General features: G+C 69.4%; 21 protein-coding genes. 16 read left to right on the forward strand and 5 right to left on the reverse strand.

The annotated features are described in order from the left end of the window. Positions 1 to 58 precede the first annotated feature (58 nt). From AC1D29_RS04240 to AC1D29_RS04270, 7 genes are all read left to right on the forward strand, one after another. A complete protein-coding gene (locus AC1D29_RS04240) occupies positions 59 to 2,041 on the forward strand; it encodes a DNA topoisomerase IV subunit B (protein ID WP_477894650.1) in 1,983 nt (660 codons plus the stop codon). A gap of 89 nt (positions 2,042 to 2,130) precedes the next feature. After that, positions 2,131 to 3,681: a S8 family serine peptidase gene (locus AC1D29_RS04245; protein ID WP_477894651.1), complete on the forward strand. Its 1,551-nt coding sequence runs from the start codon at positions 2,131 to 2,133 to the stop codon at positions 3,679 to 3,681. Positions 3,682 to 3,829: 148 nt separating this feature from the next. Next, the gene (locus AC1D29_RS04250; RefSeq protein ID WP_477894652.1) at positions 3,830 to 4,861 is read left to right on the forward strand and encodes a histone deacetylase family protein; all 1,032 of its coding nucleotides are present in this window, start codon (positions 3,830 to 3,832) and stop codon (positions 4,859 to 4,861) included. Beyond that, positions 4,858 to 5,385: a GNAT family N-acetyltransferase gene (locus tag AC1D29_RS04255; protein ID WP_477894653.1), complete on the forward strand. Its 528-nt coding sequence runs from the start codon at positions 4,858 to 4,860 to the stop codon at positions 5,383 to 5,385. Before AC1D29_RS04250 ends, AC1D29_RS04255 begins: the two co-directional genes overlap by 4 nt. Next, positions 5,382 to 6,038, forward strand: a complete 657-nt coding sequence (locus AC1D29_RS04260; protein WP_477894654.1) for a lytic transglycosylase domain-containing protein — start codon at positions 5,382 to 5,384, stop codon at positions 6,036 to 6,038. Before AC1D29_RS04255 ends, AC1D29_RS04260 begins: the two co-directional genes overlap by 4 nt. Then, the gene (parC, locus tag AC1D29_RS04265; protein WP_477894655.1) at positions 6,035 to 8,362 is read left to right on the forward strand and encodes a DNA topoisomerase IV subunit A; all 2,328 of its coding nucleotides are present in this window, start codon (positions 6,035 to 6,037) and stop codon (positions 8,360 to 8,362) included. Before AC1D29_RS04260 ends, parC begins: the two co-directional genes overlap by 4 nt. A gap of 203 nt (positions 8,363 to 8,565) precedes the next feature. Continuing rightward, a complete protein-coding gene (locus AC1D29_RS04270; RefSeq protein WP_477894656.1) occupies positions 8,566 to 9,048 on the forward strand; it encodes an FxDxF family PEP-CTERM protein in 483 nt (160 codons plus the stop codon). Positions 9,049 to 9,148: 100 nt separating this feature from the next. Here AC1D29_RS04270 and AC1D29_RS04275 read toward each other — a convergent pair whose 3' ends face one another. From AC1D29_RS04275 to AC1D29_RS04285, 3 genes are read right to left on the reverse strand one after another with little or no spacing between them, the layout of a single operon-like run. Then, positions 9,149 to 9,649, reverse strand: coding sequence for an outer membrane protein assembly factor BamE (locus AC1D29_RS04275; protein WP_477894657.1), 501 nt, complete (start codon positions 9,647 to 9,649; stop codon positions 9,149 to 9,151). A gap of 12 nt (positions 9,650 to 9,661) precedes the next feature. Further along, positions 9,662 to 10,702, reverse strand: a complete 1,041-nt coding sequence (locus AC1D29_RS04280; protein WP_477894658.1) for a quinone-dependent dihydroorotate dehydrogenase — start codon at positions 10,700 to 10,702, stop codon at positions 9,662 to 9,664. Between the two features lie 25 nt (positions 10,703 to 10,727). Then, on the reverse strand, positions 10,728 to 11,669 hold the full coding sequence (locus tag AC1D29_RS04285) for a LysR family transcriptional regulator (protein ID WP_477894659.1): 942 nt from the start codon (positions 11,667 to 11,669) through the stop codon (positions 10,728 to 10,730). A gap of 99 nt (positions 11,670 to 11,768) precedes the next feature. Between AC1D29_RS04285 and AC1D29_RS04290 the strand changes: the two genes are divergently transcribed. From AC1D29_RS04290 to AC1D29_RS04330, 9 genes are all read left to right on the forward strand, one after another. Next, a complete protein-coding gene (locus tag AC1D29_RS04290) occupies positions 11,769 to 12,692 on the forward strand; it encodes a DMT family transporter (RefSeq protein ID WP_477894660.1) in 924 nt (307 codons plus the stop codon). A gap of 28 nt (positions 12,693 to 12,720) precedes the next feature. Then, on the forward strand, positions 12,721 to 13,842 hold the full coding sequence (locus AC1D29_RS04295; protein WP_477894661.1) for a 3-deoxy-7-phosphoheptulonate synthase: 1,122 nt from the start codon (positions 12,721 to 12,723) through the stop codon (positions 13,840 to 13,842). A 381-nt stretch (positions 13,843 to 14,223) separates the two neighbouring features. Continuing rightward, positions 14,224 to 14,652, forward strand: coding sequence for a DUF2141 domain-containing protein (locus tag AC1D29_RS04300; RefSeq protein ID WP_477894662.1), 429 nt, complete (start codon positions 14,224 to 14,226; stop codon positions 14,650 to 14,652). Positions 14,653 to 14,663: 11 nt separating this feature from the next. After that, positions 14,664 to 16,157 (forward strand): carotenoid oxygenase family protein, encoded by a 1,494-nt coding sequence (locus AC1D29_RS04305; protein WP_477894663.1) that lies wholly within the window; start codon positions 14,664 to 14,666, stop codon positions 16,155 to 16,157. Positions 16,158 to 16,342: 185 nt separating this feature from the next. Next, positions 16,343 to 17,008 carry a PEP-CTERM sorting domain-containing protein gene (locus AC1D29_RS04310; RefSeq protein ID WP_477894664.1) on the forward strand — a complete coding sequence of 222 codons (666 nt, stop codon included), beginning with the start codon at positions 16,343 to 16,345 and terminating at the stop codon, positions 17,006 to 17,008. A gap of 20 nt (positions 17,009 to 17,028) precedes the next feature. Continuing rightward, complete coding sequence (locus AC1D29_RS04315) at positions 17,029 to 17,670, forward strand: PEP-CTERM sorting domain-containing protein (protein ID WP_477894665.1); 642 nt, start codon at positions 17,029 to 17,031, stop codon at positions 17,668 to 17,670. A gap of 5 nt (positions 17,671 to 17,675) precedes the next feature. Then, positions 17,676 to 19,439, forward strand: coding sequence for a glycoside hydrolase family 16 protein (locus tag AC1D29_RS04320; protein ID WP_477894666.1), 1,764 nt, complete (start codon positions 17,676 to 17,678; stop codon positions 19,437 to 19,439). A 63-nt stretch (positions 19,440 to 19,502) separates the two neighbouring features. Continuing rightward, positions 19,503 to 20,162, forward strand: coding sequence for a ribose-5-phosphate isomerase RpiA (rpiA, locus tag AC1D29_RS04325; protein ID WP_477894667.1), 660 nt, complete (start codon positions 19,503 to 19,505; stop codon positions 20,160 to 20,162). A gap of 95 nt (positions 20,163 to 20,257) precedes the next feature. Beyond that, on the forward strand, positions 20,258 to 20,746 hold the full coding sequence (locus tag AC1D29_RS04330; RefSeq protein ID WP_477894668.1) for a hypothetical protein: 489 nt from the start codon (positions 20,258 to 20,260) through the stop codon (positions 20,744 to 20,746). A 7-nt stretch (positions 20,747 to 20,753) separates the two neighbouring features. Here AC1D29_RS04330 and AC1D29_RS04335 read toward each other — a convergent pair whose 3' ends face one another. Both AC1D29_RS04335 and AC1D29_RS04340 read right to left on the reverse strand, forming a co-directional pair. After that, complete coding sequence (locus AC1D29_RS04335; protein ID WP_477894669.1) at positions 20,754 to 22,307, reverse strand: M4 family metallopeptidase; 1,554 nt, start codon at positions 22,305 to 22,307, stop codon at positions 20,754 to 20,756. A 267-nt stretch (positions 22,308 to 22,574) separates the two neighbouring features. Then, positions 22,575 to 24,353: a methyl-accepting chemotaxis protein gene (locus AC1D29_RS04340; protein ID WP_477894670.1), complete on the reverse strand. Its 1,779-nt coding sequence runs from the start codon at positions 24,351 to 24,353 to the stop codon at positions 22,575 to 22,577. Positions 24,354 to 24,390 lie beyond the last annotated feature (37 nt).

The raw sequence follows: 24,390 nt of genomic DNA on the forward strand, positions 1-24,390 counted from the left end.
ACTCGCTCTTCGGGGGCCGCGAATCCTAGCGCTAGCGGGTTCATAGAATCCCGCCCCTATGTCGACCCGTCCGCCTTCCTCTCCCTCGTCCTATGGCGAAGCCTCGATCCGCGTCCTGAAGGGCCTGGAGCCTGTCAAACAACGTCCGGGCATGTACACCCGGACCGAGAACCCGCTGCACTGCATCCAGGAGGTCATCGACAACGCCGCCGACGAGGCGCTGGGCGGCTTCGGCAAGCGCATCGACGTGACCTTGCATGCCGACGGCTCGGTGTCCATCGCCGACGACGGCCGCGGCATCCCCTTCGGGCTGCACCCGGAGGAAGGGGTGCCGGTCGTCGAGATCGTCTTCACGCGGCTGCACGCCGGCGGCAAGTTCGACAAGGGCTCGGGCGGCGCCTACAGCTTCTCGGGCGGACTGCACGGCGTGGGCGTGTCGGTGACCAACGCGCTGGCCAAGCGGCTGGAAGTGGCCGTCTGGCGCGACAAGCAGGTGGCGGGCATCGCCTTCGAGCACGGCGACGTGGTGCAGCAAGTCGTCAGCCGCCCCGCCGCCAGCGGCGACCGCAAGCAGGGCACGACGGTGCGCGTCTGGCCCGAGGCCAAGTATTTCGAGAGCGCCGAGCTGCCCAAGCACGAACTGGTGCATCTGCTGCGCTCCAAGGCCGTGCTGATGCCGGGCGTGACGGTCACGCTGAAGGTCGAGAAGACCGGCGAGACGACCACCTGGCTCTACAAGGCCGGCCTGCGCGACTACCTGTCGCAGTCCATGAACAGCGACCCGCTGATCCCGCTGTTCGAGGGCGAAGGCTTTGCCACGGCCGGCGAGAGCGAGAACTTTGCCGAGGGCGAGGGCGCCGCCTGGTGCGTGGCCTTCACGGAGGACGGCGCACCGCTGCGCGAAAGCTATGTGAACCTGATCCCGACGGTGGCCGGCGGCACGCACGAGTCGGGCCTGAAGGACGGCCTGTTCGGCGCGGTCAAGGGCTTCATCGAGATGCACTCGCTGCTGCCCAAGGGCGTGAAGCTGATGCCGGACGACGTGTTCTCCCGCGCCAGCTTCGTGCTGTCGGCCAAGGTGCTGGACCCGCAGTTCCAGGGTCAGACCAAGGAGCGGCTGAACTCGCGCGACGCGCTGCGGCTGGTGTCGGCCTATGTGAAGCCGGCGCTGGAGCTGTGGCTGAACCATCACGTCGACCATGGCAAGAAGCTGGCCGAGCTGGTCATCAAGCAGGCGCAGACCCGCCAGCGCGCCAGCCAGAAGGTCGAGAAGCGCAAGGGCTCCGGCGTGGCCGTGCTGCCCGGCAAGCTGACCGACTGCGAGAGCCGCGACCTGCTGCACAACGAGGTCTTCCTCGTCGAGGGCGACTCCGCCGGCGGCAGCGCCAAGATGGGCCGCGACAAGGAGACGCAGGCCATCCTGCCGCTGCGCGGCAAGGTGCTGAACTCCTGGGAGGTCGAGCGCGACCTGCTGTTCAAGAACAACGAGATCCACGACATCTCGGTGGCGCTGGGCGTGGACCCGCATGGCCCCAACGACACGCCGGACCTCTCCGGCCTGCGCTACGGCAAGGTCTGCATCCTGTCCGACGCCGACGTCGATGGCTCGCACATCCAGGTGCTGCTGCTCACACTCTTCTTCCGCCACTTCCCCAAGCTGGTCGAAACCGGCCATGTGTTCGTTGCCCGTCCGCCGCTGTTCCGCGTCGACGCGCCAGCGCGTGGCAAGAAGCCCGCCGCCAAGCTGTATGCGCTGGACGACGGCGAGCTGACGGCGACGCTGGACAAGCTGCGCAAGGAAGGCGCGCGCGAGGGTTCCTGGAGCATCAGCCGCTTCAAGGGCCTGGGCGAGATGAACGCCGAGCAGCTGTGGGACACGACGCTGAACCCCGAGACGCGCCGCCTGTCGCGCGTCGAGTACGGCCAGCTCGATTTCGGCGCCACGGTGGAGGCCTTCAACAAGCTGATGGGCAAGGGCGAGGCGGCGTCGCGGCGCGAGCTGATGGAGTTGCACGGCGACGCGGTCGAGATCGACGTCTGAACCCCCTGGCCTAGGGGGCGGGGCGATCCTGTGTTGACGCGGCGAATGGGCGGCGAAGAATGGCTGCCACCTCATCCCAAGGAGCTGCCATGCGTCAGCACAAGTTCGCCCTCCGTGCCGTTGTCCTCTGCCTCGGCGCCGCCGTCATGTCGACGGCGTTCGCGGCCGGCAAAGATGAAGTCCAGCTCATCGTGGGCCACAAGGCCAACGGCGGCGGTGCCGTGCGCGCCGAAGTCGGCCGCGGCGGCGGGCGGGTCGTCGAGGACTTGTCCGAGATCGACGCCCTCGTCGTCAGCATGCCGCGCGGCGCCGCCAAGGCGCTGGCCCGCCACGCGCAAGTCGATTTCGCCGACGAGCCGGTGGAGCGGCACGTGCTGGGCAACCGCAGCATCCGCGTAGCCGGCTCGCAGGCCCAGGTCGCGCCCTATGGCATCGCGATGGTGCAGGCCGACCAACTCTCCGACGCGCAGGCCGGCAACCGGCGCCTGTGCATCGTCGACTCCGGCATCGACGGCACGCACGAGGACCTGGCCGGCATCCCGATGACTGGCCAGAACTTCACCAAATCCGGCGCCTGGAACACCGACGAGAACTCGCACGGCACGCATGTCGCCGGCACCATCGCGGCGCTGAACAACGCGGTCGGCGTCGTTGGCGTGGCGCCGTCGGGCCGCCTGAACCTGCACATCGCCAAGGTGTTCGACGCCAGTGGCAGCGCCAGCGACGCGGTGATCGCACGCGCCATGCTGGGATGCGGCCGCGCGGGCGCCAACGTCATCAGCATGTCGCTGGGCGGCCCCACCGGCAGCCGGGCCGAGGCCCGTGTCGTGGCCCGGCTGGCCAAGCAGGGCATCCTCGTCGTGGCGGCGGCCGGCAACGAGGGCGACAACACGCTGTCCTATCCGGCGGCCTTCCCGGAGGTGGTGTCCATCGCGGCGGTGGATGCGAACAAGGTCGTGGCTGATTTCTCGCAGTTCAATGCCGACGTCGAGCTGGCCGCCCCCGGCGTGGCCGTGCTGTCGACCGTGCCGGCCTACAGCCAGACCGGTGGCTCGCTGAACGTGGGCGGCGCTGGCTTCACGGTGCAGTCCATGGACGGCTCGCCGCGCAGCAGCGCCAGCGGCGCATTGGCCGACTTCGGCCTGGGCAGCTCTGCCACGCCGGGCAGCATGACCGGCAAGGTCTGCCTGATTCAGCGCGGCAGCATCGCCTTCGCCGACAAGGTGCTGAACTGCCAGAACAGCGGCGGCGTCGGCGCCGTCATCTACAACAACGCCGCCGGCGACCTGCTGGGCACGCTGGGCGAGACGGTGACGACCATCCCATCCGTCGGCGCCACGCAGGCCGATGGCGCGACGCTGCTGGGCCAACTGGGCCAGGCGACCAGCGTCGCCGTCTTCGGCCTGCCCGACCTGTACGCCAGCTACAACGGCACGTCGATGGCGACGCCCCATGCGTCCGCTGTCGCGGCGCTGGTGTGGAGCCTGCATGCGGGTTGCACGGCGCCGCAGCTTCGCGCGTCGCTGAACAAGAGTGCGCTGGACCTGGGCGCCCCCGGCCGTGACGACCACTACGGCAACGGCCTGGTGCAGGCCAAGGCGGCGCACGACCGCATTGCCGCGCTGGGTTGCGGCAACTGAGGGAGGCGCGCCGGGACAGTGGCGGGGAGGGGCGGATTCAAAGCGCGGCACAATCCCGCGCCGTGACGACCGCCCCCGCCTTCAGCCCACGCCGCACGACGCCCCGCGTCGCACGCGGCTGCGCCCGCCCCGGCGGAACGAGGGCTTGATGCGCACCGTCTACAACGCCCGGCACGCGCAGCACGCGGCCACGCACGAGTTCTTCCGCGGCCGGCTGGTGCCGGCCTTCGAGATCCCGGCACGTGCCGACTACATCCTGCAGGCGCTGCAGGTGGCCGGGCTCGGCGACGTGCTGGCGCCGGTGGACCACGGCCGCGAACCACTGGCGCGCGTGCACGCGCCGCGCTATCTGGATTTCATCGCCGGCGCGCATGCCGGGTGGCTGGCCACGGGCGGTGAGGGCGACGCCTTCCCGGCTGTGTGGCCCGTGCGCTCGCTGCGCAGCGATGTCGAGCCGGCCAGCTTCGCGGCCCGCATGGGCCTGTATTCGATGGACAGCGGCACGCCGCTGACGGCCGGCAGCTGGGCCGCGGCCTACGCCGGCGCGCAAGCCAGCCTGACGTCCCTGGACCTTGTGCTGGCCGGCGAGCGCGCGGCCTACTGCCTGACCCGCCCGCCCGGCCACCATGCCGGTGCCGACTTCTTCGGGGGCTACTGCTTCATCAACAACGCCGCTGTCGCCGCGCAGGCCGCGCGCGACGCGGGCCTGGCGCGCGTCGCCATCCTGGACGTGGACTACCACCACGGCAATGGCACGCAAGCCATCTTCTACGACCGCGCCGACGTGTTCTACGCCAGCGTCCATGGCGACCCGCGCACCGAGTTCCCGTTCTTCCTGGGCCATGCCGACGAGACCGGCGCGGGCGAGGGTGTGGGTTGCAACGCCAACTTCCCGCTGCCGGTGGGCGTGGCCAACGACGACTGGTTCGCGGCGCTGGAGCAGGCGCTGGCGCGGCTGACGGCCTACAAGCCGGAGCTGCTCATCGTGTCGCTGGGCGTGGACACCTATGGCGGCGACCCGATCTCGCACTTCAGGCTGGACGAGCCGGAGTTCCGCCGCATGGGCCGGCGCCTGGCCGCGTTCGGCGCGCCGACGCTGTTCATCCAGGAAGGCGGCTATGCGACCGAGGCCATCGGCCGCAACGTCGTCGCCGTGCTGGCCGGCTTCGAGGGCGCATGAGCCTCAGGCTGCGTCCGACCATGCTGTCCGACCTCGACTGGGTGGTCTCGGTCGAGCGCGACGGCGTGAACCTGCCCTTCATCACGCCGTGGGAGCGGCCGCAGCACGAGGGCGCGATCCGCTTTCCAGACTCGCGCCACTTCATCCTGGAGGAAGGCGACCAGCTCGAACGCATCGGCTTCGTCATCCTGCAGGGCTGCCGCAACCCCAACGGCTCGGTCGAGCTGAAGCGGCTGGTGCTGCAGCCCAAGGGCCGCGGCCTGGGCCGCTCGGCCGTGCGGCAGTTGAAGGCCATGGCCTTCACGCAGCTGAAGGCACACCGCTTCTGGCTGGACGTGAAGGCGCTGAACACGCGCGCGCTGAAGCTCTACCAAAGCGAAGGCTTTGTCGAGGAGGGCCGGCTGCGCGAAAGCGTGCGGGTCACCAGCGACCTTGCCGATGGCTACGACTCGCTGGTCGTCATGTCGCTGCTGGACCGCGAATACCAGGCGCGCATGGCGCTGGGGCTGGAGGTCACCCCATGAAGGCCTGGCTTGCCGTGCTGCTGGCTTGTCTGGCGCTGCCCGCTCACGCTGAGCTGTGGGGCTTCGTTGACGCCGCCGGCGTGGCGCACTTCGCGCCGCGGCGGCTCGACGCGCGCTACACCCCCGTGCTGGGCAGCGTGGGCATGCAGCGCGTGCCGGGCAAGACCGACGCCGGTCTGGCCTTGCTGGCCTGGCTGGAGATTGCGCCCGAGGTGAAGGCCGTGCAGCCCTGGGTGCGTGAGGCGGCGCTGCAGCATGGCGTGGACGCCGAGCTGCTGAAGGCCGTCATCGCCGTCGAGTCCGGCTACCAGCGCGGCGCCGTGTCGCCGCGTGGCGCGCTGGGCCTGATGCAGATCACGCCCGAAACCGCCAGCCGCTACGCCTCGGCGGCCGACGCCGCACGGCTCATCGAGCCGCGCATCAATATCCACACCGGCGCACGGATGCTGGCCGACCTGATGCGCCGCTTCGGCCGCATCGACGCGGCCCTGGCGGCCTGGAATGCCGGCGAGGGCGCCGTGCGCCGCGCCGGCAACCGCGTGCCCGACATCGACGAAACCCAGGCCCATGTGCATCTCGTGCTCGAGCTGTACTGGGCCTTGCTGCAGCAGAGCCAGCCGGCCCGCGCGCAGCGCTTGACCTTGCATCCATGAGTTCCCAGACCCCCATCGACTTCAATCCACCCACCGACGGTGGTGATGACAACGCCCTGACGCTGGCCGCCTATGCCCAGCAGGCCTATCTCGAGTACGCGCTCAGCGTCGTCAAGGGCCGCGCGCTGCCGTCCTATGCGGACGGCCAGAAGCCCGTGCAGCGCCGCATCCTCTATTCCATGCACCGCCTGGGCCTGGGCTGGAGCGGCAATGCCGGCGCCAAGCCCGTCAAGGGCGCCAAGGTCGTTGGCGACGTGCTGGGCAGCTTCCACCCGCACGGCGACCAGTCGGTCTACGACGCGCTGGTGCGCATGGCGCAGGACTTCTCGCTGCGCTATCCGCTCATCGACGGCCACGGCAACTTCGGCAGCCGCGACGGCGACGGCGCCGCGGCGATGCGCTACACGGAGGCGCGTCTGGCGCCCATCGCCCGCCTGGTGCTGGACGAGATCGACGAAGGCACGGTGGATTTCCGCCCCAACTACGACGGCACGACACAGGAGCCCGTCGAGCTGCCGGCGCGGCTGCCCTTCGTGCTGCTGAATGGCGCGAGCGGCATCGCGGTGGGCCTGGCGACCGAGATCCCCAGCCACAACCTGCGCGAAGTCGCTGCCGCGGCGGTGGCGCTGCTGAAGAACGACAAGCTCTCCGACGACGAGTTCTTTGACCTGATCCCCGGCCCGGACTTCCCCGGCGGCGGCCAGCTCATCAGCGCGCCGGAGGACATCCGCGCCGCCTACCTGTCCGGTCGCGGCAGCCTGAAGGTGCGCGCGCGCTGGAAGATCGAGGACCTGGCCCGTGGCCAATGGCAGCTCGTTGTCACGGAATTGCCGCACGGCACCAGCGCGCAGAAGGTGCTGGAAGAGATCGAGGAGCTGTCCAACCCCAAGGTCAAGGTCGGCAAGAAGGCGCTGAGCGCCGAGCAGCTGCAGTTGAAGGCCAGCCTGCTGGCCGTGCTGGACGGCGTGCGCGACGAGTCCAGCAAGGACGCGGCCGTGCGCATCGTCTTCGAGCCCAAGAGCCGCACCGTCGAGCAGCAGGACTTGATCAACACGCTGCTGGCCCACACCAGCCTGGAGAGCAGCGCGCCGGTCAACCTGACGATGATCGGCGATGACGGCCGGCCGACGCAGAAGAGCCTGCGCGAGGTGCTGGTCGAGTGGGTGGGCTTCCGGCAGACGACGGTGCGCCGCCGCACCGAGCACCGCCTGGCCCACGTCAACGACCGCATCCATGTGCTGGAAGGCCGGCAGCTGGTGCTGCTGAACATCGACGAGGTCATCCGCATCATCCGAGAGTCGGACGAGCCCAAGCCGGCGCTGATCGAGCACTTCAAGCTCAGCGATCGCCAGGCCGAGGACATCCTCGAAATCCGGCTGCGCCAGCTGGCGCGGCTGGAGGCCATCAAGATCGAACAGGAGCTGTCCAAGCTGCGCGATGAACGTGCCAAGCTGGAAGACATCCTGGGCTCCACCAGCGCGCTGCGCCGCACGGTCATCAAGGAGATCGAGGCGGACGCCAAGCAGTACGGCGATGACCGACGCACGCTGATCCAGGCCGAGAAGCGCGTCGTCGCCGAGGTCAAGATCGTCGATGAGCCCGTCACCGTCATCGTCAGCCAGAAGGGTTGGGTGAGGGCGCTCAAGGGCCACGAGGTCGACGTCGCCGCGCAGACCTTCAAGGCCGGCGATACGTTGTGGGGCGCGTTCCGCTGCCGCAGCGTCGATCCCCTCATCGTCATGGGCGGTAACGGCCGCGTGTACTCGGTGCCGGTGTCGGCGCTGCCGGGTGGGCGCGGCGATGGCCAACCCATCACGACGCTGATCGAGCTGGAAAGCGGTACGCAGATCGCGCACTACCTGGCCGCTGCGCCGGCGCAGCGCCTCGTCATGGCCGGCAGCACCGGCTATGGCCTCATCGCCCAGGTCGGCGACCTCGTCGGTCGCCAGAAGGCCGGCAAGACCTTCCTCGCCTTGGACGACGGCGAAATACCGCTGCTGGCCGCCGTGCCCGGCGACGCCGTGGCCTTGCAACTGGGCGTGCTGAGCGCTCAAGGGCGGCTGCTGAGCTTCCCGCTGGAAGAACTCAAGCACCAGCCCAAGGGCGGCAAAGGGCTGATGCTGATGGATCTGGAAGCCAAGGACAGCGTGCTGTCGGTGGCCTGCTTCACGACCCAGTTGCGCGTGCTGGGCAGCGGCCGTGGCGGCAAGCCGCGTGAAGAGGTGCTGAAGAACCAATCTTTGGCCGCTCACGCCGGCAAGCGGGCTCGCAAGGGCAAGGCGGTCGAAGGCCTCCAAAAGTTCATAGGGCTTGCACTTCCGTGAGGCATGTGCTCAGAATTGGTTTCCGCCAGCGTTGACTTGGTGCAGATCTCACAAAATCGGGCGCGTGTACTTACAAGCGGCTACAAGGAAATGAGGTCGTACCCCTAGGCCGAAGGGGGTGGGACCCCTTTTCAGGTCTTGGTTGCACTGCACAATGATTTCCGGCGGTTGTGCTTGACCGTCCAAAGTCAGGAGCTACGCAAATGAAATTGAAATCCATCGCCGCCGCCTCGTTGGTGGCACTAACTGCACTGAGCAGCCACGCTGCCAACTTCAGCTGGGGTTCGCATGCTCCGCTCGAGCTTGGCGGTAACACCGTTGCTGGCGCTTTCCTCGACACCTACGCGTTCAGCCTGGGTGCGGCATCCACGGTGACGAGCGGTGCCTTGTCGTTTGGCGGCATCGTCGGCGGTACCTATGGCCTCTGGTCGTATGGCGCTGACGGCCTGTTTGCGACGAGCGACGACACCAACGTTTTCGCCTTCGCGGTGAATTCGGGCACACATGTCGCGTCCCTGGGCGCTGGAAGCTACTACTACACGGTTGGCGGCTCGGCGATCGGCTCGCAGTCGTACGCCATCGCTTCGGCCACGGCTCCGGTGCCGGAACCCGAAACCTACGCTCTGCTGGGCGCTGGCCTGGGCATCGTCGGCTTCGTCGCTGCACGTCGTCGTCGCGAGTACTGATCGGAAGTTGCGGGATCGCCCTTCGGGCTGATCCTGCAGGGGGCAAATGTCTCTCACTAGCCCCGGTGCTGAAAAGCACCGGGGCTTTTTTCCGCCTGGATCAGTCGTCCATGCCGGGAAACAGGCGGCTCGGGAAGACCATGCTTTGACCGGCGCGCACGACGCGGCCGTCCTTGAAGTAGACGTTGAAACGCAGGCCGTAACCGGACTGGTCGGGCTCTATCGTCCAGTCCCAGACGTCTTCGCCGCTCTGGCGGAACAGCACACGGCTGCGTTCGGTGCCCAGGATGCGGCTGACTTGTTCGGGGGTCATGCCGGGCTCGATGCGTGCCCGGTTCGCGGGGGACAGCCCGTCGTCAATGCTGACCAGTCGTCCGTCTGCCGCGAGCCTGACCATGTAGCAATGTCGGCCCATGGGCTGGCTTGAGTACTCCAGCGTGCGCCCGCCGTCGGCCTCGGGCCAGACGCGCCTGGGTTGGCCATGGATCGCGATGACGTCTTCGCTGCGGCTGCTGCCGGGTTGCAGGCGCGCGTCACGGTCCAGCGTGGCGCAGCCGGCGAGCAGCAGTGCGGCGAGCAAGGGCAGCAGCGTGCGTCGCATGGTGACGGGCTTTCAGCGTCGAGCCAGGGCCTTCGCGCAGTCGCTGACGAGAGCCGGGCCCTTGTAGATGAGGCCGGTGTAGACCTGCACAAGATCGGCGCCGGCAGCGATCTTGGCGCGCGCGTCCGCGCCGCTCATCACGCCGCCCACGCCGATGATGGGATAACCCGCCGGCAGCGCGGCGCGCAGCAGGCGGATGACGCGGTTGCTGGCCTCGAAGACCGGCGCCCCCGACAGGCCGCCCATCTCGTTGGCATGCGTCAGGCCTTGCACCTTGTCGCGGGCGATGGTCGTGTTGGTCGCGATGACGCCGTCGATGCCGTTGGCCGTCAGCGTCTGCGCGATGACGGCGACCTGGTCTTCCTCCAAGTCCGGTGCGATCTTGACGAGCATCGGCACCTTGCGGCCGCTCTCGCCTTCCAGCTGCAGCTTGCGTTGTTGCAATCGGGACAGCAGCGCATCCAGCGCCTCGTCGCTCTGCAGTGCGCGCAGGTTCTTGGTGTTGGGGCTGGAGATGTTGACGGTGATGTAGTCGGCGTGCGGGAACACGCCCTCCAGCCCCAGCAGGTAGTCGTCGGCCGCGTTCTCGATCGGCGTGGCGGCGTTCTTGCCGATGTTCAGCCCCAGGATGCCACCGGCCTTGCGGAAGCTGTGGGCGCGCTGCACGTTGGCGATGAAGCTCTGCAGGCCCTCGTTGTTGAAGCCCAGCCGGTTGATCAGCGCATTGGCCTCGGGCAGGCGGAACATGCGCGGCTTGTCGTTGCCTGGCTGGCCCTTGGGCGTCACGGTGCCCACCTCGATGAAGCCGAAGCCCATCGCGCCCAGGCCGTCGATGCAGCGGCCGTTCTTGTCCAGGCCGGCGGCCAGGCCGATGCGGTTGGGGAAGCGCAGGCCGGCGATGGTGACCGGATCGCTCACGCGCTCGCCGCACCACAGCAGTTGGGCCGGCGTGTTCTGTAGCCTGGCAATGCTGCCCAGCGTCAGTTCGTGGGCATGTTCGGGGTCCAGGCCGAACAGGAATGGGCGGGTGAGGGCGTAGGGAATCAGCGGCATAGCCCGCAATTCTCTCAGGGGCCGTTCAGTCCCGATCCCAGGGCGGCATGTCGCCCATCTTCTCCAGCATGTAGTCGATCAGCGCGCGCACCTTCGGCGCCGGGTGGCGGCTGGGCAGGTAGACGGCGTACAGCGTGTCCGCATCCGCCAGGCCGCCCACCGGCTGCCAGTCGGGCAACACCGCGCGCAACCGGCCGGCGCGCAGATCGGCACCGATGGCATAGGTGGGCAGCACGGCAAGGCCCATGCCGGCCAGCGCCGCGACGCGCAGCGATTCGCTGCTGTTGGCCGTCAGCCCGCTTTCGAAGCGCAGGGCGCCGCGGGTCTCGACGTCGGCTTCGCCCTGGTCGGCGTGGCGGAAGCGCCAGCGGTCGGGCGACTGCAGGTAGCCGAAGCGCAGACAGCGGTGGCCGGCGATGTCGGCGACCTGCTGCGGCTCGCCGTGGGCTTGCAGGTAGGCCGGCGCCGCGCACAACACAAAGCGGACCGCTGCGAGCCGCCGCGCCACCAGCCCGTCCGACGGCTTGTGCGTCAGCCGCAGCACAACGTCGAAGCCTTCCTCGGCCAGGTCCACGTAGCGGTCGTTCAGCCCCAGCACGACGTCCAGCTGCGGGTGGCGGGCGCAGAACTCGGCCATCAGCGCCGTGAACTGCAGGTTGCCGAAGGCCGTGGAGGTGGACAGCCGCAGCACGCCGCGCGGCTCGTCGTGGCGGCCGGCCAACTCGGCCTCCAGTGCCTGGGATTCATCCAGCAGCCGCAGTGCGCGCTCGTAGACGGCGCGGCCCTCGGCCGTGGGGCTGACGCTGCGCGTCGTGCGGTGCAGCAACCGTGTGCCGAGCTGGTCCTCCAGCCGCACGACCTGCTTGCTGATGGCCGACTTGGTCGTGCCCAGCAGCCGCGCGGCGCCGGAGAACCCGCGGGCGTCGACGACGCGCGCAAAGGCATGCAAGTCTTCAAGGCGGCCCATGTGATGTTCTCCGTTTGGAAACTCTGAATCTATTTTGTGCTGGATTGTGTCCTGAAAAGGTATTTTCTAGAGTCGAGACCTGTCTTCAAGGAGCCTGTCATGTCCACCGCCTTGTCCGCCTGCATGGCCCGATCGTTCCGGCCCAGCCTCTCGGCCCAACTGCTGTCGGCCGTCGCCGCGTCCAGCCTGCCACTGCTGTTCATCCTGCTTTGGAGCAGCGGCTATGTGGCCGGCAAGCTGGCACTGCCGCACACCGGGCCGTTGACGCTGCTGACGCTGCGCTTCGGCCTCGCCGCCGTCGTGCTGCTCGCGGTGGCCGCAGCCACCGGGGCACCGTGGCCACACCGTGCGCGCGGCTGGGCGCATCTGGCCGTCGTCGGCCTGCTGATGCAGGTGCTGCACTTCTCCTGCATCTACTTCGCGCTGCGCGCAGGTTTGAGCGCCGGCGTGGCCGGCCTGCTGATCGGTCTGATGCCGCTGGCGACGGCATTGGGCGCCCACCTCTGGCTGGCCGAGCAACTGAACCGCCGGCAGATGCTGGGCCTGCTGGGCGGGCTGGCCGGCGTGGCGCTGGTCATTGCGGACAAGCCGCTGGGCGGCGCCTGGACGGCCTACGCGGTCGCCGGCCTGGGCCTGCTCGGCCTGGTCGCCGGCACGCTATACCAGAAGCGCTTCTGCGCCCACATGGACCTGCGCAGCGGCGCAGGCGTGCAGATGGCCGTGTCGGCGCTGGCGGTCGCCGCGTTCGCGGGGCCGATCGAGGGCTTCGCCATCGACTGGACGCCCGAGCTGATCGGCTCCTGGCTGTGGCTGGGCCTGGTCAACTCCATCGGCGCGTTCAGCCTGATGTTCATCATGATCCGCCGCGGCCAGGCGGGGCAGGTGGCGCGGCTGTTCTTCCTGATCCCGGGCGTGTCTGCATTGATGGGCTTCGTGCTGCTGGGCGAGCGCCTGGAGCCGCTGGCGCTGGCCGGTTTTGCGCTCTCTGCACTGGCAGTGTGCACGGCTGCCGCCAAGCGGTGAAAATGGCGGGCTTCTCTGGAGCCCCGCCATGAAACCCCTCGACGATCCTCGCCACGACCGCGAAGCCGGCTCCCGCGACGAAACCCGCGACACCACGCGCACCGACGACACCCGCATCGGCGCCGTGCGCGCGCTGATCAGCCCGGCGCTGCTGCTGGAAGAGCTGCCCATCCCCGACGCGACGCTGGAGCTGGTGGAGCAGGCGCGCCAGGAGATCAGCGCCATCCTGCACGGCAGGGACGACCGGCTGCTGGTCATCGTCGGCCCCTGTTCCATCCACGATCACGACCAGGCGATGGATTACGCGCGACTGCTGAAAGCTGCGCGCGACGAACTGAGCCGCGACCTGCTGGTCGTCATGCGCGTCTACTTCGAGAAGCCGCGCACGACGGTGGGCTGGAAGGGCTACATCAACGACCCGCGCCTGGACGGCAGCTTCCACATGAACGAGGGCCTGCGCCTGGCGCGCCAGCTGCTGCTGGACGTCAACGGCTTGGGCCTGCCCGCCGGCACCGAGTTCCTGGACCTGCTGTCGCCACAGTACATCTCCGACCTGATCGCCTGGGGCGCCATCGGCGCGCGCACGACCGAGAGCCAGAGCCACCGCCAGCTGGCGTCGGGCCTGAGCTGCCCGGTCGGCTTCAAGAACGGCACGGACGGCGGCATCAAGGTCGCCAGCGACGCCGTGCTGGCCGCCAGCAGCGCGCATGCCTTCATGGGCATGACCAAGATGGGCACGGCCGCCATCTTCGAGACCCGCGGCAACGCCGACTGCCACGTCATCCTGCGCGGCGGCAAGGCGCCCAACTACGACGCGCCTTCCGTCAACGCCGCCTGCGACGCGCTGAAGGTCTCGGGCCTGCGAGAGCAGGTCATGATCGACTTCTCGCACGCCAATTCCAGCAAGAAGTACGAGCGCCAGATCGACGTCGGCCATGACGTGGCGGGGCAGATCGCGGGGGGTGACCAGCGCATCACCGGCGTCATGATCGAGAGCCATCTGCAGCCCGGCCGGCAAGACCTGGCCGAGGGTCAGACCAAGGCCGACCTCAAGCCCGGCGTCTCCATCACCGACGCCTGCCTGGGCTGGAGCCAGACCGAGCCGCTCCTGCGCGAGCTGGCCGCTGCCGTCCAACAGCGCCGCGGCTGAGGCTGCCCCTCGCCCAGTCCGGCCGCGCTGAACGCGGGCCAGCCTGGTCGGTCTTGCAGACCGCGCTGCGGCCGTGCTGCAGCCCCTCGGCAGGCACATGCCGCCCACTGGGCGCCATGTGTCCGGCCTCAGCCCCCGAGGGGACGGCGATGTTTGCCGGATTGACCGGCAAGCACATCGCCGTGGCGGGCCGGCTTGGCAGCGGCCCGGGGCTCGGCCCGGAAGTCACCACGAATCGCGAGTGGCGTCGCAACGCGGCGTGTTGACGCCGGCCCCGACCCCACTCGCGCCGTGAGGCACCCGTCCGTCGCAGCGCGCTCGCGCCGCGGCGGGGCGGTTCCCATCATTCAGCCATTCCCACTGCTGAATCTGGAGACCGCGATGAAACAAGCCCTTGCCGCCGCCCTGATCGCGCTGCTGCCGCTGTGCAGCCACGCGGCGGATGTGACGCTGGACGTCGAAGGCCTGGACGCGAGCCGCCTGCAGGGCGCCGCGTTGATGGTGGCCGTGTTCACCGAGCCCGCACAGTGGCTGCGCCAGCCGCAGACCAGCCGTCGTTTCGCACTGGATGCGGGTGCCGCCAGCGGCAAGGTCAGCGTCGTGCTGAAGGACCTGCCCGACGGCCCGTTGGCCATCAGCCTGTTCCAGGACGCCAACGCCAACGGCCGCATGGACATGAACGCCATGGGAATTCCCGTCGAGCCCTATGGCTTCTCGAACAACGCGGCGGGCAACTTCGGCCCGCCGACGTTCGAGCAGGCCCTCATCACGCCGGTGGCCGGCGCGCCCGTCAAGGTCAAGCTGAACTGAAGGAGGCGGCCATGAGCAGCATGCTGACCCGCCGTTGCGCCCTCGGCAGCCTGGGCGCCTTGTTCGCCGGCGGCTTCAGCCCCGAACTGCTGGCGCTGGGCCTGCCGGCCGGTGGCTTCGCGTCCGGCGCGCCGGAACTGGCGCCCTTGCGTGGCCTGGATGGCCAGGGGCTGGACGGCGCCGCCGTCATCGAGGGCCGGCTGCCGGCGGCGCTGCGCGGCCGCTATTTCCGCAACGGCCCGGGGCTGATGCAGCGGGGCGGGCAGCGCTACCGCCACTGGTTCGACGGCGATGGCCTGGTGCAGGCCTGGACGCTGCAGGACGGCCGCGCCAGCCACCGCGCCCGCTTCGTGCAGACCGATAAATTCCTCGCCGAGCAGGACGCCGGCCGCTTCCTGCTGCCCGCATTCGGCACCGCCATCCAGGCCGAGCGGCCCGTGCGCGGTCCGGACAGCGTCAACGCGGCCAACACCAGCGTGCTGATGCAGGGCGACCACCTGTACGCGCTGTGGGAGGGCGGCAGCGCCCACGAGCTGGACCCGGCGACGCTGGCCACGCGCGGCATCAAGACCTGGGCGCCCGAACTGCGCGGCATGCCGTTCTCGGCCCACCCCAAGGTCGAGCCCGATGGCACGGTGTGGAACTTCGGCACGGCCAACGGCCGGCTGGTCGTCTATCAACTCGACGCCGCCGGCAGCGTGCGCCGCCACGCGGTGCTGGACGTCGGCGCGCCGGCCATGCTCCACGACTTCGCCGTGTCGCAGCGCCACCTGGTGTTCCTGCTGGCGCCCATCACGCTGGACATGGCGGCCGTGCGCGCCGGGTCGTCCCTGCTCGACGCGATGCGCTGGGCCGGCGAGCAGGCCACGCGCGTGCTGGTTGTCGACAAGGCCGACTTCGCGAAGCAGCGCATGTTCGAGATGCCGGCGGTCCAGGTCTTTCACTTCGGCAATGCCTGGGACGACGGCCGCACGCTGCGGCTGGACTATGTGCAGAGCACGCCGCTGCCCGAGTTCAACACCGCGGCGCAGCCGATCATGCGTGGCGAGCGGTCGACGCGCGACGTGTCGACGCCGCGCCTGCTGGACATCGACCTGCAGACCGGCCGGTTGCGCGTCGCGTCGCGCGATGAGGCGGTCGAGTTCCCCGTCGTCGACCCGCGCGTCGTCGCGCGGCGGCACCGCTTCGTCTGGTACCCCACGGCCGTCGACACCGGCGCGCGCTGGGGCTTCAACGGCCTCATGCGGCTGGACATCGACAGCGGTGCGCGCGAGCGCTTCAGCTTCGGCAACGACGTCGTCGTGGAGGAGCATGTGCTCGTGCCCAAGCCCGGCAGCACGCGCGAAGGCGAGGGCTGGCTGGTCGGCATGGGCTACGACGTCAAGCGCCGGCGCAGCTTCCTGAACGTGTTCGATGCGATGCGCCTGGCCGACGGCCCGCTTGCTCGCGCCTGGCTGCCCTACTGGGTGCCTTACGGCTTCCACGGCCGGTTCTACGCCGCCTGACGTGCGGCGATCCCCTGATCCCGGGCAGGACAGGGGACTCCGCATTGACAGCCTTCAGCAAGGCCCCTATGGTCGCGCCGTTTGCTGAAAGCGCTTTCAGAAAGCGCTTTCACTTTCGGCGATTGACAGCAGTTCGTCGTCGCCCCGTGACGGGATCAACCCGTATCCAAAACCAAGGAGACGACATGCTGAATCTGAAGGCCCCTGTGGCCATCGCCACCCTTTTGCTCGCCGGCGCTGCCAGCGCGGCCACGAGCAACGGCATTGCCAATGGCGGCTTCGAGACCGTCAATGGCGCCAACCAGCCCGCCGGCTGGGTGGGGGCGGACTCGTCCCCGGCCGTGCTGTCCAACGACGCCCACTCGGGCGCGCATGCCATGTTGCTGAGCGCCCCTGGCGGCTTCGGCGGTTCCGGGCTGCTGCAGCACTCGGTCACGCATGGCGGCCTGGCGGCGTTGACGGCCGCCAACGTCGGCGATACGCCTGTGCTGAGTTTCTGGGCCAAGGGCGACGCCAGCCCCACCGGCAACGCCAAGTACGCGCTGAGCTACCTGGGCGAGGGCGACGCCATCCTGTACGACAGCGGCCTGCAGTTCTTCCAGAGCGACCTCAAGAGCAGCGAATGGAAGCAGATCAGCTTCACGGCCGCCGCCATTCCCGCCGGCACCAAGGCCGTCTACCTGCTGATGAACACGGCCGTCGGGCCGCTGCAGGACGGTCGCATCAACGCGATCTACATCGACGACGTCCAGCTCACGCTGACCACCGCCGTGCCCGAGCCCGAGAGCTATGCGCTGCTGATCGCCGGCCTGGCCGTCGTGGGCGCCGTCGCACGCCGCCGTCGCGCCTGAGACCCAAGGAGACAACCTCGATGAACACCCAGATCCACACCCTCGCTAAGGTCGCCTCGGCGCTTCTGCTCTGCGGCCTCGCCGCCCAGGCCGGCGCACAGACCGTCGTGCTCAATTCCTATGGCCCCGACGTCGACTTCCTGGATGGCTGGCCCAACCCGCTGAAGGCCGGCAACAGCCTCGCCGTGCCCTTCCAGATCGACAGCGCCACGTCCGTCCAATCCATCCTGACCGCCATCGAGCGCAACCCCGATTGGGACAGCACAGGCGGCGTCACGCTGGGCGTCGTGACCCGGTCGGGCGCGCTGCCGGCCAGCGGCAGCTGGCTCTACAGCACCCACCTCGACAACCCCGTCGTCAACACGACCGTGACGCCCACGGGTTGGTCGTTGGCCGCCGGCAACTACTGGCTGGTCGCCACCGCCGACGCCGGCTTTGCCGGGCAGTGGATCAGCGCCACGCAGGACTACAGCGGCAACTGGGCCTACACCACGGCGCCGGGTGTCTGGACGGAAGAAACCTCGACCTTCCTCGGCATGCCGGGCGTGCGCATCACCGTCACCAGCGCCGTGCCCGAGCCATCCACCTACGGCCTGATGGTCGCCGGCGGCCTGCTGCTCGCCGCCGTCGCCCGTCGCAAGTCCAACGCCAAGCAAGGATGAACGCCATGACCCGTCAACACATCGTTCGCGCCCTCGCTGGCGCCGCGCTGGTGGCCGCCAGCGCCGCCGTGTCCGCCAGCGTCACCAGCCCCGTCATCGGCAAGCTGCTGTGGTCCGACGAGTTCAACGGCGCGAGCCTGGACACCACGCTGTGGACCGCCACCACCGGCAACGGCTGCCAGATCGGCCTGTGCGGCTACGGCAACCAGGAGCTGCAGTACTACAGCCCTAACAACCTCAGCATCGCCAACGTGCCCTTCGAGCCCGGCACGCGCGCGCTGGCCATCACGGCCCGGCGCGAGACCATCGGCAGCAACCAGTTCACGTCCGGCAAGATCGACACCGCCGGCAAGCTGCAGGTGAAGTACGGCCTCGTCGAGGTCCGCATGGCCTCGCCCAAGGTCGGTGTAGGCCTGTGGCCGGCGGCGTGGATGCTGGGCACCAGCCCGCAATCCTGGCCGCGCAAGGGCGAGATCGACATCATGGAGCAGGGCGGCCGCCAACCCGCCGGGCTGCCGCCCATCTCGCCGGAGCAGTTCGTCGGGGCCAACGTCATCACCTTCAACGAGGCCGCCTGTGTGCCCGGCAACGAGAGCTGCGCCGCGTCCACCGCCTGGCAGACCAAGAACTGGTACACGCCGTCGCGCTCGCTGGCCAACCGCTTCGTCACCTACCGCCTGTACTGGACGGACACGCAGATCCGCTTCAGCGTGCTGGACAACGGCCGCGAGTACGACATGTACAAGGCGCCCATCTCCACGGTCGGCTCGCCCGCGCTGCAGGCGCCGTTCTACCTGCTGCTGAACCTGGCCGTGGGCGGCAACTTCACGCCGGCCGCCACGCCGGAGCAGATCACCGCACCGCTGCCGGGCACGGCCTATGTGGACTATGTGCGCGTCTATGAACTGGACGGCAAGGGCGAGGTCAAGCTGGGCCTGGGCATCGCGCCGGAGGTCGGCAAGTTCGGTGTCTTCACCGACAACACGCCGGTCGACAACAAGCAGGTGCCGGGCGTGTCGTCGGACATCTACGTCTGGAACCAGGGCTCCATGACTGGTGGCGACCTGCCGCCCTACGAGGGCTCGGGCGTGATGGCCTTCAAGTACTTCGCGCCGGGGCAGTGGTTCGGCGGCAGCATCCAGTCGCGCCAGGTGCACGACATGAGCGGCTTCCGCAACGGCAACATCAAGCTGAAGATCAAGGCGCCGGCCAACGTGGCTTTCAAGATCGGCATCTACGACACCTACACCAACCAGAGTTCGGTGACCTTCCCCGCCAACACGACGGCCTACGGCCTGGTGCGCAACGGTGAATGGGGCACGGCCACCATTCCGGTGGCCGAGATCGCCGGCCCGCTGATCGCGCTGCAGTCCATGCTGGACCTGTTCCAGTTCTTCAGCGTCGACGGGGCGTTGCCGAACGCGCAGTTCCAGATCGCCTTCGACGACATCATCTGGGACTCGGGCACCGGCAGCACCGTCCAGGTGGCGGCAGCCAAGGCCGCCGCGCCAGCGCCGGCGGTGGCGACCGACGCCGCGCAGTCGGGTGCCAGCACCCTGGGCTTCGCCGTGGCCACCACCGGCTGGGCCGACGTGCACTACACGGTCAACGGGGGCAGCACCCAGACCGTGCGCCTGCGCCAGGACGGCAAGAGCAGCCGCTACACGGCCGGTGGCCTGAAGAAGGGCGATGTGGTCGAGTACCGCTTCACCTACTGGAACGGCCAGGTCGCGGTCGACACCGCCGCCAAGACGGTCGTGCTGAAGTAAGCCTCGGCTGGGAGAAAACGGGGTGGGCGCGAGTCCACCCGCTCATCCGCGAAAATCGCGGCCATGAACCAAGACCAGCTCAAACAACTCGTCGGCCGCGCGGCCCTGGACTACGTCACGCCCGGCCAGATCGTCGGCGTCGGCACCGGCTCCACGGTGGACTGCTTCATCGACGCGCTCGCGGCCAGCGGCATCGCGGTCGCCGGCGCCGTCTCCAGCTCCGAGCGTTCGACGCAGCGCCTGCAAAAGCACGGCATCCCGGTGCTGGACGCGGCTGAAGTGACCGGCCTGACCGTCTACATCGACGGTGCCGACGAGATCGACCACCACGGCTTCATGATCAAGGGCGGCGGCGCCGCGCTGACGCGCGAGAAGATCGTCGCCGACCTGGCCGAGCGCTTCGTCTGCATCGCCGACGAATCCAAGCTCGTGCAGGCGCTGGGCCGGTTCCCGCTGCCGGTGGAGATCATCCCGATGGCCGCGGCGCAGCTGACGCGCCGCTTCGCCAAGCTGGGCGGCACGGCCAAGCTGCGCGCCGGCGTCGTCACCGACAACGGCGGCCACATCCTCGACGTGACGGGCCTGGCCATCACCGACCCGCTGGGCTTCGAGACCGAGGTCAACCAGTGGCCCGGTGTCGTCACGGTCGGCGTGTTCGCGCGCCACAAGGCCCAGGTCTGCCTGCTGGGCGGCACGGGCGGCGTGAAGACGCTGAGCTTCTGAACAAGCAGCGCACGCCGCTCGGCTTCGATGCGGCATCGCACGAGCGCCACCACTGGTGGCGCAGTCTGCTGTTTCGCTTCGCGCTGTGCGCTGGCGTGACGGGCCTGCTGTGGTGGGCCAGCGGCTGGATCGGCCTGCTGGGCAGCTTGCCACTGTGGGGCCGCGCCTTTGCGGGCGACCTGATGGCGCTGGGCGAGACGGGCTGGCGCGGCCTGCGCCTGCTGGCGTTCAAGCCGGTGCAGGGGCGCTTCTACCAGTTCAAGGGCCACCGCATCCGCGTCGTCGAAGACGAGGTCGATGCGCAGCGCTGGCTCGCGCTGGCCGACCTCGCGACGGCGCTGGACGCGCCCATGCCCGCGGCGGTCTTCAGGCGCCGCCAGCCGCAGTCGCTGCGCGAACGGCCCGACGGCCTGTATCTGCTCGACGAAGCCGCCCTGACTTGGCTGGGTGAGCAGCGCGGCGAGCGCGCGGGCCGCCTGCGGCTGTGGGTGGAGCGAGAGGTCTGGTATCCGGCGCGCGGCCGCAAGGCCGGCCTGATGAAAAAAGGGGCGCCCGGCACCCGGCCAGACGCCCCCGCGGACTGAGCCGGTCTCAGTTGCGGCCGACGGCGCTCCAGGCGGCAGCGACCTGGGCCGAGTAGTCGGCGCCCAGTGTCGCGGTCAGCTCCTGTGCCGCGGCGATGGTGGCGGTGCGCGCACCGGCGTAGTTGGTGCTGGACGTCATCTTGGTCGTCAGCGCGCGGTACCAGATCTTGGCCGCCGCGTTGCGGCCGATGCCGGTCAGCGTGCCCGTGCCGGTGGCCACGCGCGTGTTGCCAGCCACGCAGGTCGGGCTCTTGCCGTAGGCGCTGTTGGTGCCTTCGGCCAGCAGGAAGAAGAAGTGGTTGGCCACGCCCGAGCTGTAGTGCACGTCGATGCTGCCCACGCCGGAGTACCAGCAGTCCGCCGAGCCGCCATCGCTGCTGGGCTTGACCATGCTGCGCAGCGAGCCGCCGCCAACCATGATCTTCTCGCCGATCAGGTAGTCGCCCGCGTCATTGGCGTTGTTGGCGTAGAACTCGACCATGGTGCCGAAGATGTCCGACGTGGCCTCGTTCAGGCCGCCGGATTCGCCCGAGTAGGTCAGGTTGGCCGTGCGGCTGGTGACGCCGTGGCTCATCTCGTGGCCGGCCACGTCCAGCGACACCAGCGGCTTCACGCTCGTGCCGTTGCCGTCGCCATAGGTCATGCAGAAGCACGAGTCCGACCAGTAGGCATTGGCGTAGTTGCGGCTGTAGTGCACGCGGTTGTAGGCGCCCTTGCCGTCATTGGCGATGCCCGTGCGGCCGTGCACGTTCTTGTAGTAGTCCCAGGTCACCGCCGTGCCGTATTGGGCGTCCGTCGCGGCGCTGGCGGCGTCGCTGGTGGCGTTGTTGCCCCAGCTGTTGTCGGCGTCAGTCAGGATGCTGCCGCCGTTCTTGCGGCCGCCCATGTTGATCGTGTAGGTGTTGCCACGGCTGGGGTCGCGCAGCTCGTAGCCGCCGCTGATGCTGTTGGTCGTCAGCGCGACGTTGCCGCTGTACAGCGTGCGGCCCGTGCCGGCGGCTGCAGCGGTGTGCACGTCGTCCCACAGGTCCAGCTGGCGGCCGGTGGCAGCGTCGACGATGACATGCTTCTCGAAGGGCGTGCCGTCGGCGTTCTCGCCCGACACCGGCACATCCCAGGCCAGCGCGGGGACCTGGTCGCGGGCGTAGAGCACCAGCTCGGGCTTGCCGACGTCACCCGCCTCGGTGCGGGTCACCACCATCGCGGCGCGCTGGGCGTTCAACGCGGGCCTGCCGCCGGCGCCGGCCTGCCAGCGCATGTTGTGGTGCATGGCACGCAGGTTGCCCTGGCGGTCGGTCTGCACGACCAGATCGCCGCCGATGACGCGCAGGCCGCCGATGCTGCGGTCCAGCCGCACATGCTGGCCGCCGTCGTCGTCGACGACGATGTCGCGTACCTGGTAGCGGTGGTCGCCGCCGTGCATGCTCAGGCCCGGGAACTGGCGCACATGGCCTTCGGCGCGGCTCTGGGCCTGGGCGAAGTCGGGACGGTGGGTCTGGGCCTGGGCCACGGAGGCCGAAAGCGCCACGCTCAGCAGCGTGAGGCGAAGGGTGGAATGCATCGAAGACTCCTGTCTTGTTGGCTGCGCGGCGGATCGGCCGCTTTGCTGCGCCGGTGCGGCGCGCCAATGACTTTGCTCACCCCCGGTGGCGTCTTGGCCCGGGGTCATCCCGAGTTGGCGCCCAGGCACAACAGCTGCGGGCAAATCGGGGCGCCGCAAAGCGGTGGCGGCGCCCACTCGCGCACAGGAGCCGGCGGCCCGCGCCCCTGAATCAGCGGCGGGCAGCCCCTGATTCACAAACCCGTGAAAGCCGGGCAGTCGCCGCGTTCAGAAGGTTTCCCAGTCGCCGTCGTTGGCGGGCGCCGGTGCCGGCGCGGCCGGGCGGGGTGCCGCGACCGGGGGTGTCGCCGCCTGGCGCGCCGGGGCGGCGGGCTTGGTGATGGGCTTGGGGCTCGCGGCTGGCGCCTTGCCGGCCGCAGGCTTGGCGGCGGGCTTGAACGCTGCGGCCTTGGGCGCGCTGGGGGCCTTGGCCGGCAACGGGCGTTGCGCGCCGCCGCTGAGCTTGAACACGCCGATGGCCTCGGCCATGCGGGCCGACTGCTCGCGCAGGCTTTCGGCGGCGGCGGCGGACTCCTCCACCAGCGCCGCGTTCTGCTGCGTCATCTGGTCCAGCTGCACGACGGAGCCGTTGACGACGCCGATGCCCTCGCTCTGCTCACGGGCAGCGGCGCTGATCTCGCCAATGATGTCGGTCACGCGCTGCACGCTGGCGACGATCTCGGTCATCGTTGCGCCCGCAGCCTGCACCTGCTGGGTGCCGGAATCCACGCGCTCGACGCTGGCGCCGATCAGCGTCTTGATCTCCTTGGCCGCGCCGGCCGAGCGCTGCGCCAGCGAGCGCACCTCGGCGGCGACGACCGCGAAGCCGCGACCCTGCTCGCCGGCTCGCGCGGCTTCCACGGCGGCGTTCAAGGCCAGGATGTTGGTCTGGAAGGCGATGCCGTCGATGACGCCGATGATGTCGTTGATCTTGCGCGAGCTCTGGCTGATTTCGTCCATGGTCGCGACGACCTGGGACACCGCCTCGCCGCCGCGCTGGGCCACGCTGGCGGCCGAGCTGGCGAGCTGGTTGGCCGTCATGGCCGCATCGGCCGTCTGCTTGACCGTGCCGGTCAGCTCCGACATGGACGACGCCGCGTTCTGCAGGTTGCTGGCGGTCTGCTCGGTGCGCTGGCTCAGGTCCAGGTTGCCGGTCGCGATCTCGGCGCTGGCCGTGCCGATGCTGTCGGCCGCGCCGCGCACCTCGCCGATCAGCTTCTTCAGCGCGCTCTGCATCTCCTGCAGCGCGTTCAGCAGGCGGCCGACTTCATCGCTGCCGCCGGCGGGGATGTCTTTGGTCAGGTCGAAATGCGCGATCGCCTCGGCCACCTCGGCCGCGCGGCGCAGCGGACCGGTGATGGAGGCGCCCAGCGCCAGCGACAGCCACACGGCCAGCGCCAGCGCGATCAGCGCGAACACCACCAGGCTGGTGCGGGCCTTGGCGTTGGCGCTGTCCAGCTCCTTGGCGGAGGCGTCGAGCTGTTCGCGCTGGGACTTGACGATGGCCAGCGTCGCTTCGCTGAGCTTGGCCACGGCGGGCTGGAACTCGCTGGTGTAGGCCTGCTTGGCGGCCGCCTCGTCGCCGGCCTTCTTGGCCTTCATCAGCGCCTCGCGGCCGGTGCGGTAGCCGCCGCGGGCCACGTCCAGCGCCTTCAGCAAGGCCTTCTCGGCCTCGGTGTCCATCTGCAGCTCGAGCTTCTTGAAGATGGCGTTGGCGGCCTCGGTGGCCGTCGCGGCCGTGGGGGCCAGCTGGTCGGCCAGCGTCGCGTCGGCCGACAGCGCGATGGCCTGCGAGCGAGCCTCGCCGCCGCTGACCAGCCGGTAGTACTCCGCCGCGTCGCGCTCGGCGGCGAGGTAGTCGGTGTACATCGTGTGCGACTGCGCCGCCACGCGGCTGAGCGCCACGAAGCCGATGCCGGAGCCGATGAATGAGATCAGCAGCACCAGCCCCAGCACGAGGGTCAGGCGTTGCGCAATGCTGCGGGAACCCAGCAAACCGTTGAACATGGCGTCTCCTCGTTGAGCCCGTGAGGCAAGCCGACGA

The organism is Roseateles sp. P1_C6 (assembly GCF_056406315.1).

Coding starts and splice junctions, on each gene's coding strand:
- AC1D29_RS04285 (WP_477894659.1), bottom strand. CDS start 11,669: ATGGGCCGCCTTGAAGACTTGCATGCCTTTGCGCGCGTCGTCGACGCC.
- AC1D29_RS04245 (WP_477894651.1), top strand. CDS start 2,131: ATGCGTCAGCACAAGTTCGCCCTCCGTGCCGTTGTCCTCTGCCTCGGC.
- AC1D29_RS04335 (WP_477894669.1), bottom strand. CDS start 22,307: ATGCATTCCACCCTTCGCCTCACGCTGCTGAGCGTGGCGCTTTCGGCC.
- AC1D29_RS04250 (WP_477894652.1), top strand. CDS start 3,830: ATGCGCACCGTCTACAACGCCCGGCACGCGCAGCACGCGGCCACGCAC.
- AC1D29_RS04290 (WP_477894660.1), top strand. CDS start 11,769: ATGTCCACCGCCTTGTCCGCCTGCATGGCCCGATCGTTCCGGCCCAGC.
- AC1D29_RS04275 (WP_477894657.1), bottom strand. CDS start 9,649: ATGCGACGCACGCTGCTGCCCTTGCTCGCCGCACTGCTGCTCGCCGGC.
- AC1D29_RS04270 (WP_477894656.1), top strand. CDS start 8,566: ATGAAATTGAAATCCATCGCCGCCGCCTCGTTGGTGGCACTAACTGCA.
- rpiA (WP_477894667.1), top strand. CDS start 19,503: ATGAACCAAGACCAGCTCAAACAACTCGTCGGCCGCGCGGCCCTGGAC.
- parC (WP_477894655.1), top strand. CDS start 6,035: ATGAGTTCCCAGACCCCCATCGACTTCAATCCACCCACCGACGGTGGT.
- AC1D29_RS04295 (WP_477894661.1), top strand. CDS start 12,721: ATGAAACCCCTCGACGATCCTCGCCACGACCGCGAAGCCGGCTCCCGC.
- AC1D29_RS04315 (WP_477894665.1), top strand. CDS start 17,029: ATGAACACCCAGATCCACACCCTCGCTAAGGTCGCCTCGGCGCTTCTG.
- AC1D29_RS04305 (WP_477894663.1), top strand. CDS start 14,664: ATGAGCAGCATGCTGACCCGCCGTTGCGCCCTCGGCAGCCTGGGCGCC.
- AC1D29_RS04320 (WP_477894666.1), top strand. CDS start 17,676: ATGACCCGTCAACACATCGTTCGCGCCCTCGCTGGCGCCGCGCTGGTG.
- AC1D29_RS04280 (WP_477894658.1), bottom strand. CDS start 10,702: ATGCCGCTGATTCCCTACGCCCTCACCCGCCCATTCCTGTTCGGCCTG.
- AC1D29_RS04310 (WP_477894664.1), top strand. CDS start 16,343: ATGCTGAATCTGAAGGCCCCTGTGGCCATCGCCACCCTTTTGCTCGCC.
- AC1D29_RS04340 (WP_477894670.1), bottom strand. CDS start 24,353: ATGTTCAACGGTTTGCTGGGTTCCCGCAGCATTGCGCAACGCCTGACC.
- AC1D29_RS04255 (WP_477894653.1), top strand. CDS start 4,858: ATGAGCCTCAGGCTGCGTCCGACCATGCTGTCCGACCTCGACTGGGTG.
- AC1D29_RS04240 (WP_477894650.1), top strand. CDS start 59: ATGTCGACCCGTCCGCCTTCCTCTCCCTCGTCCTATGGCGAAGCCTCG.
- AC1D29_RS04260 (WP_477894654.1), top strand. CDS start 5,382: ATGAAGGCCTGGCTTGCCGTGCTGCTGGCTTGTCTGGCGCTGCCCGCT.
- AC1D29_RS04300 (WP_477894662.1), top strand. CDS start 14,224: ATGAAACAAGCCCTTGCCGCCGCCCTGATCGCGCTGCTGCCGCTGTGC.